Origin of the sequence: Hyphomicrobium sp. (assembly GCF_036780825.1) — a bacterium.
Taxonomy (GTDB): Bacteria; Pseudomonadota; Alphaproteobacteria; order Rhizobiales; family Hyphomicrobiaceae; genus Hyphomicrobium_C.
This window is the reverse complement of the sequence record NZ_DAIQCD010000002.1, coordinates 187,574-201,384: the sequence shown is the minus strand read 5'-3', so window position 1 is coordinate 201,384 and position 13,811 is coordinate 187,574. Positions and strand designations below refer to the sequence as shown.

Here is a 13,811-nt window from a genome sequence, read left to right as displayed (position 1 = left end):
GCCTAACCGGCCTCGCCGATGATGTAGCGGGCGATCCGATCCTCCGGGACGCCCTTTTCGCTCCGGGTCCAGCCGCGCACGGAGATGCCGGCCTGGTGCACGGTTTCAGGATCGCCTGAGATCAGCGGATGCCACCAGGCGAGGCCGCGCCCCTCATCGAGGCGGCGATAGGCGCAACTCTCCGGAAGCCACTTGAGCTTGCGCACCGCCTTGATGTCGATGGACAGGCAGTCGGGCATGCGCTCGAAGCGGTTCTCATAGTCCTTGCAGCGGCATGCACCGATGTCGAGGAGGCTGCAGGCGAGGCGCGTCAGGAAAACGGCGCCGGTGTCCTCGTCCTCGATCTTGACTAGGCAGCATTGGCCGCAGCCGTCGCAAAGCGATTCCCATTCGGCCGGCGTCATATCCGCGAGGCGCTTTTCTTCCCAGAAGGGCTTCGTCTCGCCCTCAGCCCATACGGCGTCATCACTGAAGCGATCCGCCGAAACCCTGGATCCCCGCTTGCGCGGCGCACGCTGGGGTGTGGCGCATCTCGGTTGCTCCGGTGCCTGCTTCCTTCTCGCTGACGAACCCAAACGCTTGCTCATCGGGATGCTTGCCCGCTTGCGTGCTTCGACTTGTAGCTCACAGCCTCGCCGAGGTCGTTTGCCTCGTAGACTCCGCGCGCCACGGCACGTGCGACTGTATCAACGGCAATGGAACCAATGCGCATGAGGTGCATCAGGCGCTCTAGCGGATCCGCGGGAAGGTCGACCGTGCCTGTCGCCAGCACGAAGATTGTATCACCATCGACATGGGAATGGATCGGGCGGATCGCACGGGCGAGGCCGTCTTGCGCCATGATGCCAATGCGCTTCGCCTCGGCCTTCGTGAGGCTCGCATTGGTCGCGACGACACCGATGGTCGTGTTCCCGCCGGGCGCGAGCGGCGAAAGATCCAGACGGCTGCCCCGGAACGGATCTTCTGCGGATACCGGCGGCATCGCCGCCGGCCAGCCCCGCGCGCCGAACTCGCCATCGAGCTCATAGGGGGCGGCCCAGAAATGCCCCTCGCCTCCCATGACGACCGAGCCGAACGGGTTGACGGCAATCAGCGCGCCGACCTGGAGATCGCCATCGCAGGCGCTGGCGGAGCCGAGCCCGCCCTTCAGGTTGCCGGCCATGGCTCCCATGCCCGCGCCGGCGTTGCCAAGGGCGAATTCGCGCGCCACGTCGGCGCACGCCGCGCGCCCCCACTCGCGGTAAGGCGGCGTCTCACCCCAGTTCTTGTCGCCGCCGTTCGGCAGGTCGAACAGCACGGCCCCCGGAACGACGGGCGACACCCGAGGCGTCTCGCCGAGCGCGAAGCCCCGATTGCGCGCGCCAAGCCACGCCACCGCTCCTGACATAGCCTCCAGGCCGTAAACCGAGCCGCCCGAAAGAACGATGCCGTCGACGGCTTCGACGAGGCACGTCGGATCGAGGGCGTCGGTCTCTCGGGTGCCTGGCGCACCGCCGCGCACATCGCATGCGGCAACCACACGCCGATCCGGAAGGACGACCGTAACGCCGCTCCGCACAGTCGCGCACTGCGCGTTGCCGACTGAGATGCCATCGACGTCGGTGATGAGATTGCGCGAGCCAGGGCGTACGGTCATGGTGCGTTGTGCCTCCGGCTGGCGTTCAAACGTGGTGCCCCTGGCCCGACTCGAACGGGCACGTCATTGCTGACAGCAGATTTTGAGTCTGCCGCGTCTACCTGTTCCGCCACAGGGGCCCGGTAACGATCGGGAGCGGGCGCCGCACTATAACGACGCGCCTTACTCAGTCAACGCGCGAAACCCGCAGCGATCGCAGCTATCGCCACGAGTACGTGACGCGCCCGCTGCCGTGAACATGCTCGGCAATCTGCACCCGGTCGCCGACGTGCGGATCGGTCTTCTTCAGCGCCATGACATGGACCAGCCGGCCGTCACCGAGCTTCACGTCGACAGACAGTCCCTCCTCATTGGCGCGGATGGAGCGGCCGACAACTGGCCCCACGGTCTCGACCACGCCCGCCAACTGATGTGTCTCGACCGTCGCATCCAAGCCCATGGCCCATAAGCCGCCGAGCGCAAACACCGCGACCCCTAGCGCCCCGCCAAGCCATTTGACCCGATCCCGCCAGAGCTGGCGCTCCAGCTTGCGTTTCGTCTCGTCGCGCATCGTCCACCCTATGTCTGTGTGTGCCGGCGGCTGCGTACGGGCCCCGCGTCGCTCTGCGGTTGGCACCTCAGCCGCCAGGCGACCGGACCGACCGCCGGCCCGAACCCCTCGTCACACCATGCGTGCCGTGCAGGCCGCGCAGCGCCCGCGCAGCTCCAGCGTCATCGTGTGGACGGTGTATTTGGAGCGCTTCGCCCAACTGTCCAAGGCCTCAACAGCGGCGGGCTCCGAAAACTCCGACACCGTGCCGCAGTCGTCACAAATGGCGAATATGGCCGCGCCGTCGTGATGGTGGTCAGAATGCCGGCAGACGACGAAGGCGTTGAGCGATTCCACGCGGTGCGCTGTGCCGGAGGCGATGAGGCGGTCCAGCGCGCGGTAGACTGTTTGCGGCGCGAGGCTCGCGCGATCGCGAAGCTGATCGATGATCTCATACGCCGATATCGGCCTGCCGGATTGACGCAAGGCTTCGAAGATAAGCTTGTCCTGCTCCTGCGCCGGGCGGCGCTTACTCACTTTTCGCGTCATGCGGCTCCCTTCAGGTGATGGCTTCCCCGCTTATCCGGAAGCGCTCGCTTTTTTCGTGCTCTTTATCGGAAAACTGGCACCACTTTTTCCGGAAGCACGAGGGATAGCATAACCGATCCTGGCCAAATGTGGCCCGGGTGCGATGGTTCGGCTGTGCCGGCAAGGCCTGCCTGGAGACAGCCGACAGGCGCCAAAGCGTCAATTGATAATTGACGGCTCCGCAGCTATAACCCTGCGATCTCAAGCATAAGCGAGAGACCTGCCCGGCACCCTTGGAGGCCGGCTGCAGCCAGGTGGGCCTGTCTCAAGGCCCTTTTTTCATTGGAGAAAATGCCATGTCCGAGATCATGGAGATCAAGGCCACGGCGCGCCCGCGTGCCGGCAAGGGGGCCGCACGCCAAGCCCGCCGAGAGGGGAATGTCCCCGCAGTTATCTACGGAGACGGCCAGCCGGCCGAAATCATTGCCATCAACGGCAACGAGCTCTGGAAGCAGTTCATCAAGGGGCACTTCACCTCCTCGGTGCTCGATATCGCAGTGGGCGATCGCAAGATCCGCGTCATCCCGCGCGATGTCCAGGTCGATCCGGTCAAGGATCATCCGATCCACGTCGATTTCCTGCGCATCGGCAAGGATGGCGTCATCCGCGTCGCCGTGCCGGTCCGCTTCGTGAACCATGGTCTTTCGCCCGGCCTCAAGCGCGGCGGCATCCTCAACATCGTCCGCCACGAGATCGAGGTCTTCTGTCCCTATGACCGCATGCCGACCCACTTCGAGATCGACCTCGGGGGTCTGGAGATCGGCCGCTCGATCCACGTCTCTACTCTTGGATTGCCCGAGTATGTGCAGCCCGTGATCGGCAACCGCGACTTCACCATCGCGACCATCGTCGGCGCTAAGAAGGACGATTCAGGCGGCGACGATGCCGAGGAGAGCTCGGCTGCTCCCACCGAGGCCAAAGCGGCGGCCGGGGCCAAGCCCGCACCTGCAGCCAAGAAGTAATATCACCATCATGGAAAGGCCGGTGGCGCGACATGCGATGCCGGCCTTCTCGCTCTTATTCAAGGCTTTGCCATGAAGCTGTTCGTCGGCCTCGGAAATCCTGGCAGCGAATATGCCTACAATCGCCACAACGTCGGCTTCATGGCCGTGGACCGCATCCGCGACGCGCATGGCTTCGGCCCGTGGAAGCGCAAATTCCACGGCCTTGTATCGGACGGCGAAATCGCCGGCGAGAAGGTGCTGCTGCTCAAGCCCGGCACCTACATGAACGAAAGCGGCCGTGCCGTGGGCGAGGCGGCGCGGTTTCTCAAGATTCCATTGGCGGACATCGCCGTCTTCTACGACGAGATCGACCTCGCACCCAGCAAGCTCAAGGTGAAGACCGGCGGCGGCAATGCGGGGCACAACGGGCTGCGTTCGATTTCGGCGCACGTCGGCAACGATTATGTGCGCGTGCGCATCGGCGTCGGCCATCCCGGCGTCAAAGAGCTTGTCGCCCGCTGGGTGCTCTCCGATTTCGCCAAGGCCGATCAGGAGTGGCTCGAGCCGCTGCTCGATGCGATCGCCAAGGCCGCACCCCGCCTCGTGCGTGACGATCAATCGCGTTTCCTCACCGACGTGGCCAAGGCGCTCGGCGGCGAGCCGGACCCGGCCCCTGGCAAGGGAAGCGACCGCCGTTCCGAGACCAGCACACCCCCGACCTCGCCGGCAGCAACCGCCAAATCCCGCCCGGCCCATCCCACAGGCGAGCGGGCCGGGAAACGTGCCGGCGCTCTTGCCGAAAACCTCAGGAAATGGCTCGCAGGCCGCAAGCCGGACGCTTGAGAACTCCTTCTTCCGAGGCTCTTCGACTTGCAACGCAGGGCACGCCGCGTCCCTTTACCCATTGATCGGTGGGCCCCGGCAGTGTAGGGCCAGCCCGATAAATCAAGGACTTTCTCTCTATGGGCTTCAAGCTTGGCATCGTGGGCCTGCCGAACGTCGGCAAGTCCACCCTCTTCAACGCGCTCACGCAAACGGCTGCTGCAGAAGCGGCGAACTATCCGTTCTGCACGATCGAGCCGAACGTCGGCGAAGTCGGCGTGCCGGATGACCGACTGGATACGCTCGCCGGCATTGCGAAGTCGGGGCAGACCATCCCGACGCGGCTCACTTTCGTCGATATCGCGGGGCTGGTGAGGGGCGCCTCGAAAGGCGAAGGGCTCGGTAACAAGTTTCTCGCCCACATCCGCGAAGTCGATGCCGTGGCCTACGTTGTGCGCTGTTTCGAGGACGACGACGTGACCCACGTCGAGAATCGCATCGACCCCCTCGCCGATGCCGAGGTGGTCGAGACGGAGCTCATGCTCGCCGACATGGAGAGCCTGGAAAAACGCATCGCGACGATCGAGAAGCGAGCAAAAAGCGGAGACAAGGACGCCAAGACGCAACTTGCTATCCTGGAAAAGGCTTTGGCACCACTGCGCGAGGGAAAGCCGGCGCGGCTCGCCGATATTGCGCCGGAGGAGCAGCCGGCATTCGCCGCGTTGCAGCTGCTGACTTCGAAACCCGTGGTCTACGTCTGCAACGTCGAGGAGACGGCGGCAGGCAGCGGAAATGCGCACTCAGCGAAGATGGCTGCGAAAGCCGAGGCGGAAGGCGCCGCCTGCATCGTGATCTCGGCCAAGATCGAAGCCGAGTTCGCGGGCCTCGCACCCGATGACCGCGCTGAGTTCCTGGCCGAGATGGGCCTTTCAGAGCCGGGCCTCAACCGCCTGATCCGCGCCGGCTACCAGTTGCTCGATCTCGTCACCTACTTCACCATCGGCCCCAAGGAAGCGCGCGCCTGGACAATCACGCGCGGCACGAAGGCGCCGCAGGCGGCCGGTGTCATCCATACGGATTTCGAGAAAGGCTTCATTCGCGCCGAGACCATCGCCTATGAGGACTACGTGGCGGCGGGTGGCGAAACGGGCGCTAAGGAAGCGGGCAAGATGCGCCTCGAAGGCAAGGACTACGTCGTCAAGGACGGCGACATCATGCACTTCCGCTTCGCCAACTGAGCGAGCAAGCCGACACCTGACGGCGATGACTGTGCCGCGACGGGACGGAATGCACCATCCCGTCCCGTCCGCTCTCGCAGCCTGCACAGATCTCAGTAGACCTTACCGCTTTCAAAAGAGTCGTGCCGCCTGTGCCTGTGGTGGGCGTAGTGCGCGTGGCGTGCATGATGCATTTCATAGGCCCGCGGCACATAGACAGCTTTGGCCTCGGCTTGCGTCTCCGGATTGATGCCGCCGTTCTGCTCGGTCCAGAAGTCCCAGTTTCCAGGATCGCCGTTTCCGTAGCCGAGGTAATAGGCATTTGCCGCGGTCGAAGAAGCCGCTGCGGCAAGCAAAACGCTGCTGCAAGCGGCGGCGAGATGTATCAGAGATCGTTTCATGACGAGTTCCTTTCCCATTGGGAGAGGCCGGGACCGAAAGCGGTCGGGACCGTCGGCGAGACCTTGCCCCGCCGATATCCTCGAGGTGTTTACTGCCGATCGGGCGCACAAGGGACGATATGCCCACCATACGAAAATGTATGATGCGGATTGCTTGTGAGGCAGCGCGCCCGCGAGCGGTCCGCTGGCTCAGCCATACTTGCGCGACGGCGGCCGCAGAGCGCCCTCGAACCTGAGACCCAGCGTTCGTCCGTTCATCCAAACGAGCGAGCAGGAGACCTCGTGCTTTTCAGTGTCGAAGTAGAGCCAGAGGCCGTCCATGAGGAGGCCCGGCTTGATGGGAGCGCCGAGAATTTCCACCTGTGCGCCGCCGACGGATAGATCCTTGAACATGCAGGGCCGCGGCGCGATCAGCTTGTCCGACCAGACAGCGCCGCTGCGCATCCGCTGCCGCACGCGACGCAGGCGCCGCATCTCCGCGCTGTCGCGGCCGTTTTTTGCCGGCTCGGCCGGGCGCACGGTCCTGAATGTAAGGGCACGTGCAATCGTGTCGAGAAGCGACATGGCCGACCACTCCCACGCCAGCATCGCGGACCGGCAGATACGCAAGGCCAGCCGCCGCGAACAACAGCTGAGATCAGGCTATCGTCCGCGGCTTGAGAATTGGTGAACCTGTGATGCTCGGATTTCAGAGCCGCTGGACAAGCCAATCGGCAACGGGGGCCGGCAGCAGACGCCGGCCCACGGCGGCGAGATAGGTCGGCACCGTCACCTTGTAGCGCCGCTTGGGGCGGGCGCTTTCGACGGCGTGAACGAGCTTGGCCGCCACGGCGTCGGGCTCCAACTTGAAGGTCTGTTTGCCGCCCGCTTCCATGGCGGCGAGACGGGCATGATAAGTCTCGCGATGGGCCGAGTCCTCGATGTCAACGGTCGCACGGAAGTTGGCGAGCGCGTGCTCAACGAAACGCGTGCGGATCGGACCCGGCTGGATGATCGACACGTGGATGCCCGTTCCGGCGAGCTCGTGGCGCAATGCATCGCTCAGCGCCTCGAGCGCAAACTTCGACGCGCAGTAAGCGCCGCGATAGGGAACCGAGACGAAGCCGAGCACGGACGAGCACTGCACGATGCGCCCCTGTCCCGTCGCCCGCATGGCCGGAAGTAGCCGGCGCGTCAAATCATGCGTGCCGACGACGTTGACCTCGAGCTGCCGGCGCAGCACCTCGGGCACGATGTCCTCGACGGCACCCACCTGCCCGTAGGCCGCATTATTGAAAAGCGCGTGCAGGTTGGCGTCCGTAAGCTCGAGTGTCTCCAGTGCGCACCGCGCGATCGAGCCGGGGTCGGCGAGATCGAGATAGAGCGCCTCCACGCCGAGCTCACGGTGCAGCCATTCGAGATCCTCTTCCTTGCGCGCTGTGGCGAGCACGCGCCAGCCCCGCGCCTTCATGAGGCGGGCCGAAGCGAGGCCGATGCCGGACGAGCACCCGGTGATCAGAATGGATCTCTGCATGGCACGGGTTTAATGGCGTCGGCGCGGAAAAGGAAGCACGGCTCGACTCCTGAGCGGGTTTCACACTAGAGGGGCGGCGCCGCCGAGAAGAAGTAGAGCGTATCCAGCAGGCTGATGCCGCCGGGCGCGAAGATGAGCTTCGATGGCTTTCCTTCGCAGCGGATGCCGCTTGCCGCAGTGGAATCAAATGATAGGAAAATGCCGTTGACCCGGAAGCTGTCTGCGGGGATGTCGAAGACACAGCCTTTGCCGACAAAGAGAGCTTGCACGAAGGCCTGCAGCGCTTCGCCGGGAGTTTCCTCGCCCGGATTGGAGATGGCCTCGAGCACGGCGGGCGCCGCGTTCTTGCAGCTCACGTAGCGTTCGGCCTCGAATGCGCAATCCGAAAGCCAGACGCGGCCCGAGCCGGATGCGAACGCCTCCAGCGGCGGCATATCCTCCTGCGCATGAGCCGGCGCACCCGCCCAGAACAGTAGCAGGGCAGGTAGGAAGCGGAGGAGGAGCGTGCGCATCGGCGGTTTCCCGGACGTGGTGGTTCGAGCAAGGTCGCCCGATGGTAAGCTTTTGCACCAGCGCAAGAAATAAACAGTTCGCGAGGAGGCTCAGGCGATATTGAGAAGAACTGCCACACCGGACACGAGGACCAGGATACCCAGCGCCTCGCGGCCGCCCAGCCGCTGCTTGAAGATGCCGTGCGAGACGACGACGGCGAATAGGACCTCGATTAGGGCGACCGTGCGAACGAGGGCGGCGCTTCGGAGCGCGAAAGCGAGAAACCAGAACTGCGCCTCTCCATATATCCCGCGATTCCGCGTGGATGGATGGATCGCGAAATATCCGGCGATGCGCAGGCGGACGCTGGCGTGGGTCCCGGCCTGCGCCGGGATGACGGTGAGAGGAGGCAGGCGGCGTACACGACCGAGACATCGTCATGAGGCCACCCGAGAGAGCCGAGGAAAGCAGGAGCCTTCAACAAGAGAGACGTCATCCCGGCGCAGGCCGGGATCTCCGCAAGGTTCCACAATCGCAAACGCAAACAGGATCCTTGCGCGACGAGGCAACATGGCTGTCCGCGCACGCCTCCGATATGATGAAAAGGCCGCCGCAATTTTCACGGCAGTTCGGCAGACGGCGCATTGCCTAGGCGCCGCGCCGCAGCGCCGATGGCTCTCAGCCCCCGTTCTCGAGCAGACGGCGCGCGATGACTTGCGCCTGGATCTCGGCCGCACCCTCGAAGATGTTCAGAATGCGCGCATCGCAAAGCACGCGGCTGACCGGATACTCGAGCGCGAAACCGTTACCGCCATGAATCTGCAGCGCGTTGTCGGCGTTGGCCCAAGCGACGCGGGCGCCTAAGAGCTTCGCCATACCGGCTTCGAGATCGCAGCGATGGCCTTCGTCCTTCTCGCGCGCGGCGAAATAGGAGAGCTGGCGCGCGATCATGGTCTCGACGGCCATCATCACGATCTTGTTTGCAACCCGCGGGAACGCATAGATCGGCTTCCCAAACTGCACGCGCTCGAGCGCATACTTGAGCGCCAAATCCATCGCGCATTGGGCAACGCCGACAGCACGGGCCGCCGTCTGAATGCGGGCGCCCTCGAACGTGTTCATAAGCTGCTTGAAGCCCTGGCCCTCGACGCCGCCGAGCAGATTTTCAGCCGGCACTTCGAAGCCATCGAAGGAGATGTCGTACTCCTTCATGCCGCGATAGCCGAGCACCTCGATCTCGCCGCCCGTCATGCCCTTGGCGGGAAACGGATCCCCGTCTGTGCCGCGCGGCTTCTCGGCGATGAACATCGAGAGACCCTTGTAGCCCTTCTCGTCCGGGTTCGTGCGCGCCAGCACGGTCATGATATCGGCGCGCACCGGGTGCGTGATCCAGGTCTTCTGGCCGGTGATCTTGTAGACCTCGCCGTCCTTCACGGCGCGCGTGGTGAGAGCGGCAAGATCCGAGCCCGTATTCGGCTCGGTGAAGACGGCAGTCGGCAGCAGCTCGCCGCTCGCAATTCTGGGAAGGTACGTTTCCTTCTGCTCGGGTGTGCCGTTGTTGTGGATCAGCTCGCCCGCAATCTCGGCGCGCGTGCCGAGCGATCCGACACCGATGTAGCCGCGGGACAGCTCCTCTGAGACCACGCACATCGCGAGCTTGCCGAGGCCGAGACCGCCATACTCCTCAGGCAGCGTCAGGCCGAACACGCCGAGCTCGGCTACTTTCTCGACGATCTCGATCGGGATGTAGGCGTTGGCGAGGTGCCATTCGTGCGCGTGCGGCACGACCTCGGCCTCCGAGAACGCGCGCATCTGCTCGTGGATGGCGGCCATGGTCTCGTCGAGCCCCGAGTTGCCAAAGGTCGTGGCCCCTTGCGCGTACTCGATAAGAGTCGCGAGACGGGCCTTCAGGCTCTCGGCGCTGCCGGCTGCGACGATATCGGCGATGGCATCCTCGTAGGCGCGAACCTCGGACTGCGCGACGCCGAGCGCGTCGGGGCGGATGATCTCGAGCTGGCTCATCGGAATGCCGCCCGCGACTTGCGCGCCATACTCGGCGAAGGCTGCAAGCAGGAGAAGCTGTTCGAGTTCGCCGAATGCGCCCTCCTCCTCGAGCCGCGCGGCCCAGAGGTTCATCTGGCGAAGGGCTTCCACGGTGGTGGCGAGCCAGGCGAGGCCATGGGCAGCATGCTGGGCCGCATCGACGCTGCCTAACGCCTCGATCTTGCGCCGCACGCCGTCCTTCGCGAGGTTGAGAATGCGGTCCGCGGCCGCGACGGCGTCCGCTGTGCGTGTGATGAGAGGCTGTGGACCCACTGCGAGAAGATCGGTCTCCAGGTTGACCTCACCAGCCGCCATCGGTCCGTCTCCTCAGCTCGCCCTGTGCAGGGGGATCTATGCTATGGGAGGCCATGGGGACCATGGCGCCCTCTGTTAGGACGCACAATCTGTGGATTTCCGAGGCCGGGCGTCAAGACAAACTCGTCATCCAGCGACAGATGGCGCGGCGAACTGACTGGCACGCCGGGCTGCGGGCCGATGCGTCCACATGCCAGGGTAAATTGACGACGGCCCATGGCGCTCAAGGCATGGACCTCGGCGCACACCTTGACTAGGGTCGCGGCTCGACACGAGCCACAGTCGCCCAGATCAATTGCCGATGAAGCGTTACCGCGCCGTTCTATCCGCCATCTACCGCCTCTACGAGCACTCCGGCTTCGCGATGGCGGGTGCTGTGGCCTTCTCGTTCGTCGTGTCGCTCTTCCCGTTTTGCATCTTCCTCGGAGGGCTCGCGGGCCTGTTCGGCGGCCGGGAACTCGCGGCCACCGCCGTGTCGCAATTGTTCCAGAACCTGCCGCAAGCCGTGGCTGAGGCGCTGGCGCCCCAGGTTGACGCAATTATGGGGCGCACCCGCATCGACCTTCTGACATTCGGCGGCTTCCTCGCGCTCTTCTTTGCGACGAGCGCCGTCGAGACGCTGCGCGCGGCGCTCAACGGCGCCTACCGCGTGGTGGAGACGCGGTCCTATCCCGTCTGCCTCGCACTCAGCATGCTCCTGGTGCTCGTCAGCGGCGCCTCAATGCTCGTTCTGACGTGGGCGGTCGTCGTCGGCCCGGCGTTCGCCTCCCAGATCGCACAGCTTGAGCCGTCATGGATCGAGCCGTCTTGGATCTCCTGGGTCAAATCCCTGCTCGATTCCACCTGGCTCGCGCCGACGGTGCGCTATGCTCTCGGCGGCACAGTGATCGGCGCCCAGCTCCTCGCCTTCCACCTCTGGCTCGCCGCCGGAAAGCGCCGTCTCGCTGATGTCTGGCCGGGCGTCGCCGTATCCGTCATTCTTTGGCTCGCGATCGCAGGCTTCTATTCCTACTATCTCTCGATCAGCAACTATGCCCGCTTCTATGCCGGTCTTTCGCAGCTCATGATTGCCATGATCTTCTTCCAGGTGACGGCGGTCATCATCATCCTCGGCGCCGAGGTCAATCGCGGCATCATGGAGTTCAAGAAGCTGACGAATGGAAACCGCATCGGCGCCATCCTGGCGATGGATGACGACGGCGAGGACTGAAGCGTCGCGGCCCGCGCCGGGATGAAGACTAAAAAGTGCGGCAGGATGTGCCGCACTTTCGTAGTGCTACCTGCTTTCTTAGTCGGCGCCGAAGCGGGCCTGACTCGCCTCCAGAACATCCTCGAAAGTCCTGAGACCCGTTGTCGGTGCCGAGACGAGCACCGCCATGTTGCCCGGCTTGTGCTCGTTCCTCATCATGCGCATGTGCGCCTTGGGAATCTGCGCCCAGGAGAAGACCTCGGACATGCAGGGATCGATGCGCCGCTCGACGACGAGCTTGTTGGCCTGGCTTGCCTGCGCGAGGTTGGCGAAATGGGAGCCCTGCACGCGCTTCTGGTGCATCCAGAGATAGCGGGCGTCCATGGTGAGATTGTAGCCCGTGGTGCCAGCACAGATGACGACCATGCCGCCGCGCTTCACCACCTGCACCGAGACCGGGATCGTTGCCTCTCCGGGATGCTCAAAGACGCAATCGACGTTGACGCCCTTGCCGGTGATCTGCCAGATCGCCTTGCCGAAGTTACGCATCTCCTTGAGCCAGGCGCTGTACTCCGGCGAGCCGACCTTCGGCAGCTGGCCCCAACACTTGAAGTCTTTGCGGTTGATGACGCCCTTGGCGCCGAGCTGCATGACGAAATCGCGCTTGTCCTCGTCGCTCACGACGCCGATGGCGTTGGCGCCCGAGGTGGCGCAGAGCTGCACCGCAAACGAGCCGAGACCGCCGGAGGCGCCCCATACGAGCACGTTGTGACCCGGGCGCAGCACGTGCGGGCGGTGCCCAAACAGCATGCGGTAGGCGGTGGCGAGCGTGAGCGTATAGCAGGCGCTCTCCTCCCACGTCAGGTGGCGCGGGCGTTCGAGGAGCTGGCGATCCTGAACGCGGGTGAACTGGGCGAAGCTCCCATCAGGCGTCTCGTAGCCCCAGATGCGCTGGCTTGGCGAGAACATCGGGTCGCCGCCATTGCATTCCTCGTCATCGCCGTCGTCCTGGTTGCAGTGAACGACCACCTCGTCGCCGACCTTCCAGCGCTTTACCTTGGAACCCACGGCCCACACGATGCCGGAGGCGTCGGAGCCTGCCACATGATAGGGGTTCTTGTGCACATCACGGATCGGCGAGACCGGCGTGCCAAGCGAAGCCCAGACACCATTGTAGTTGACGCCTGCGGCCATCACGAGAACCAGCACATCGTGACTGTCGAGATCCCAAGTCGGAAGCACCTCGACCTGCATGGCCTTGTCGGGATCGCCGTGCCGATCCTCACGGATGGCCCAGGCGTACATGTTCTTCGGAACGTGGCCGAGAGGCGGGATTTCGCCAATCTCGTAAAGGTCCTTCTTGGCCTCGATCAGCGAAGGCCCGGCCGAGGAGGCGGTGCTGTCCCTGGTTGCGGCGCTCTGGCTTGACATGCTCTCGTCTCTCCCTGACGCGAATAAGGGTTCCGCAAGGCCTGGGAGATGCTGCCGGAGGCGCTTCTCCGTACCTTTCGCCAATGTTTCAAGCACTTTTTCGCGGCGCAATAAAGAGTTTGTAACGAAGCCGGCCGATGCGCTTTTGGCCTTTCGTATAGTGAGGCCGAAGCCGCAGGGAGTGCCGTCGCCCGCCCGCTCGCCGCGACACGGAATGTTAAGCGGCGGACGTTAATATATAAGTTTGCTGCTGCTCGAAGCCAAAACGCGGAGCAGATTGGATGACCGGAGTGGATGCCCTCCAGATTTGGAGCGATATCGCCGCGGCAGACCGGACCAGCTACGCCATCGTCGGCGTGATGACGCTCGCCGTCTTCGCCATCATGCGGACCGCGCTCTCCACCAAGCTGCTCGCCATCCTCTTCGCACCGGCTATCTTCTGGAGCGGACTCACCGGGATTTATCTCGTGCCCATCCTGGGCCTTTCCATTCCGGGCGAGAAGACCGCCACTGCAGCCGCTGCGGCGGGGTGCGCGATGATCGTGACCGTCCTCGTCCTCACGCTTCTCGCGCGCGGGATCGAAACGGCGCTCGACGGCCGTGCTGCGTCGCGGGCGGCGGCGCGAGCCGGAGCCGCCGGCCGCAACCGCATTTGACGCGGCCGACACCGCCTAAGCGGCATTGACTTTTG

The 13,811-nt window shown here is 64.4% G+C and carries 15 protein-coding genes, 1 tRNA gene and 1 pseudogene; 5 read left to right on the top strand and 12 right to left on the bottom strand.

Going from position 1 to position 13,811, the window contains the following annotated elements; all coding sequences use genetic code 11:
• Positions 1–2: 2 nt before the first annotated feature.
• The 5 genes from V7P99_RS02130 to V7P99_RS02110 all read right to left on the bottom strand — a co-directional run bounded on the left by V7P99_RS02130 (position 3) and on the right by V7P99_RS02110 (position 2,714).
• Entirely contained in the window at positions 3–587 is a 585-nt protein-coding gene (locus V7P99_RS02130; protein ID WP_333793172.1) for a YcgN family cysteine cluster protein, read from the bottom strand.
• Complete coding sequence (locus tag V7P99_RS02125) at positions 584–1,636, bottom strand: P1 family peptidase (RefSeq protein ID WP_333793171.1); 1,053 nt, start codon at positions 1,634–1,636, stop codon at positions 584–586. The genes V7P99_RS02130 and V7P99_RS02125 overlap by 4 nt, the downstream gene beginning before the upstream one ends.
• A 32-nt stretch (positions 1,637–1,668) precedes the next feature.
• Positions 1,669–1,755, bottom strand: a tRNA-Leu gene (locus V7P99_RS02120).
• A gap of 80 nt (positions 1,756–1,835) precedes the next feature.
• Positions 1,836–2,186: a hypothetical protein gene (locus V7P99_RS02115; protein WP_333793170.1), complete on the bottom strand. Its 351-nt coding sequence runs from the start codon at positions 2,184–2,186 to the stop codon at positions 1,836–1,838.
• A gap of 111 nt (positions 2,187–2,297) precedes the next feature.
• The gene (locus V7P99_RS02110) at positions 2,298–2,714 is read right to left on the bottom strand and encodes a Fur family transcriptional regulator (RefSeq protein ID WP_333793169.1); all 417 of its coding nucleotides are present in this window, start codon (positions 2,712–2,714) and stop codon (positions 2,298–2,300) included.
• Positions 2,715–3,049: 335 nt separating this feature from the next.
• Between V7P99_RS02110 and V7P99_RS02105 the strand changes: the two genes are divergently transcribed.
• From V7P99_RS02105 to ychF, 3 genes are all read left to right on the top strand, one after another.
• Entirely contained in the window at positions 3,050–3,715 is a 666-nt protein-coding gene (locus V7P99_RS02105) for a 50S ribosomal protein L25/general stress protein Ctc (protein WP_333793168.1), read from the top strand.
• 72 nt (positions 3,716–3,787) lie between these two features.
• Entirely contained in the window at positions 3,788–4,540 is a 753-nt protein-coding gene (pth, locus tag V7P99_RS02100) for an aminoacyl-tRNA hydrolase (RefSeq protein ID WP_333793167.1), read from the top strand.
• 119 nt (positions 4,541–4,659) lie between these two features.
• Positions 4,660–5,757, top strand: coding sequence for a redox-regulated ATPase YchF (gene ychF, locus V7P99_RS02095; RefSeq protein ID WP_333793166.1), 1,098 nt, complete (start codon positions 4,660–4,662; stop codon positions 5,755–5,757).
• Positions 5,758–5,849: 92 nt separating this feature from the next.
• Here ychF and V7P99_RS02090 read toward each other — a convergent pair whose 3' ends face one another.
• The 6 genes and pseudogenes from V7P99_RS02090 to V7P99_RS02065 form a co-directional block, all read right to left on the bottom strand.
• Complete coding sequence (locus tag V7P99_RS02090) at positions 5,850–6,137, bottom strand: hypothetical protein (protein ID WP_333793165.1); 288 nt, start codon at positions 6,135–6,137, stop codon at positions 5,850–5,852.
• A gap of 189 nt (positions 6,138–6,326) precedes the next feature.
• Positions 6,327–6,701 (bottom strand): PilZ domain-containing protein, encoded by a 375-nt coding sequence (locus tag V7P99_RS02085; RefSeq protein ID WP_333793164.1) that lies wholly within the window; start codon positions 6,699–6,701, stop codon positions 6,327–6,329.
• Between the two features lie 124 nt (positions 6,702–6,825).
• On the bottom strand, positions 6,826–7,650 hold the full coding sequence (locus tag V7P99_RS02080) for an SDR family NAD(P)-dependent oxidoreductase (RefSeq protein WP_333793163.1): 825 nt from the start codon (positions 7,648–7,650) through the stop codon (positions 6,826–6,828).
• A gap of 65 nt (positions 7,651–7,715) precedes the next feature.
• Positions 7,716–8,162, bottom strand: a complete 447-nt coding sequence (locus tag V7P99_RS02075; RefSeq protein WP_333793162.1) for a hypothetical protein — start codon at positions 8,160–8,162, stop codon at positions 7,716–7,718.
• 90 nt (positions 8,163–8,252) lie between these two features.
• A pseudogene (locus V7P99_RS02070) lies at positions 8,253–8,438 on the bottom strand (EamA/RhaT family transporter); the annotation flags it as partial.
• Between the two features lie 382 nt (positions 8,439–8,820).
• Entirely contained in the window at positions 8,821–10,500 is a 1,680-nt protein-coding gene (locus tag V7P99_RS02065; RefSeq protein ID WP_333793161.1) for an acyl-CoA dehydrogenase family protein, read from the bottom strand.
• 301 nt (positions 10,501–10,801) lie between these two features.
• Between V7P99_RS02065 and V7P99_RS02060 the strand changes: the two genes are divergently transcribed.
• The gene (locus V7P99_RS02060; RefSeq protein WP_333793160.1) at positions 10,802–11,710 is read left to right on the top strand and encodes a YihY/virulence factor BrkB family protein; all 909 of its coding nucleotides are present in this window, start codon (positions 10,802–10,804) and stop codon (positions 11,708–11,710) included.
• A 78-nt stretch (positions 11,711–11,788) separates the two neighbouring features.
• On the opposite strand, the gene ccrA is transcribed toward V7P99_RS02060, so the two are convergent.
• A complete protein-coding gene (gene ccrA, locus V7P99_RS02055; protein ID WP_333793159.1) occupies positions 11,789–13,120 on the bottom strand; it encodes a crotonyl-CoA carboxylase/reductase in 1,332 nt (443 codons plus the stop codon).
• Between the two features lie 281 nt (positions 13,121–13,401).
• Here ccrA and V7P99_RS02050 point away from each other — a divergent pair, with 281 nt between their 5' ends.
• On the top strand, positions 13,402–13,776 hold the full coding sequence (locus V7P99_RS02050) for a hypothetical protein (RefSeq protein WP_333793158.1): 375 nt from the start codon (positions 13,402–13,404) through the stop codon (positions 13,774–13,776).
• Positions 13,777–13,811: the final 35 nt, after the last annotated feature.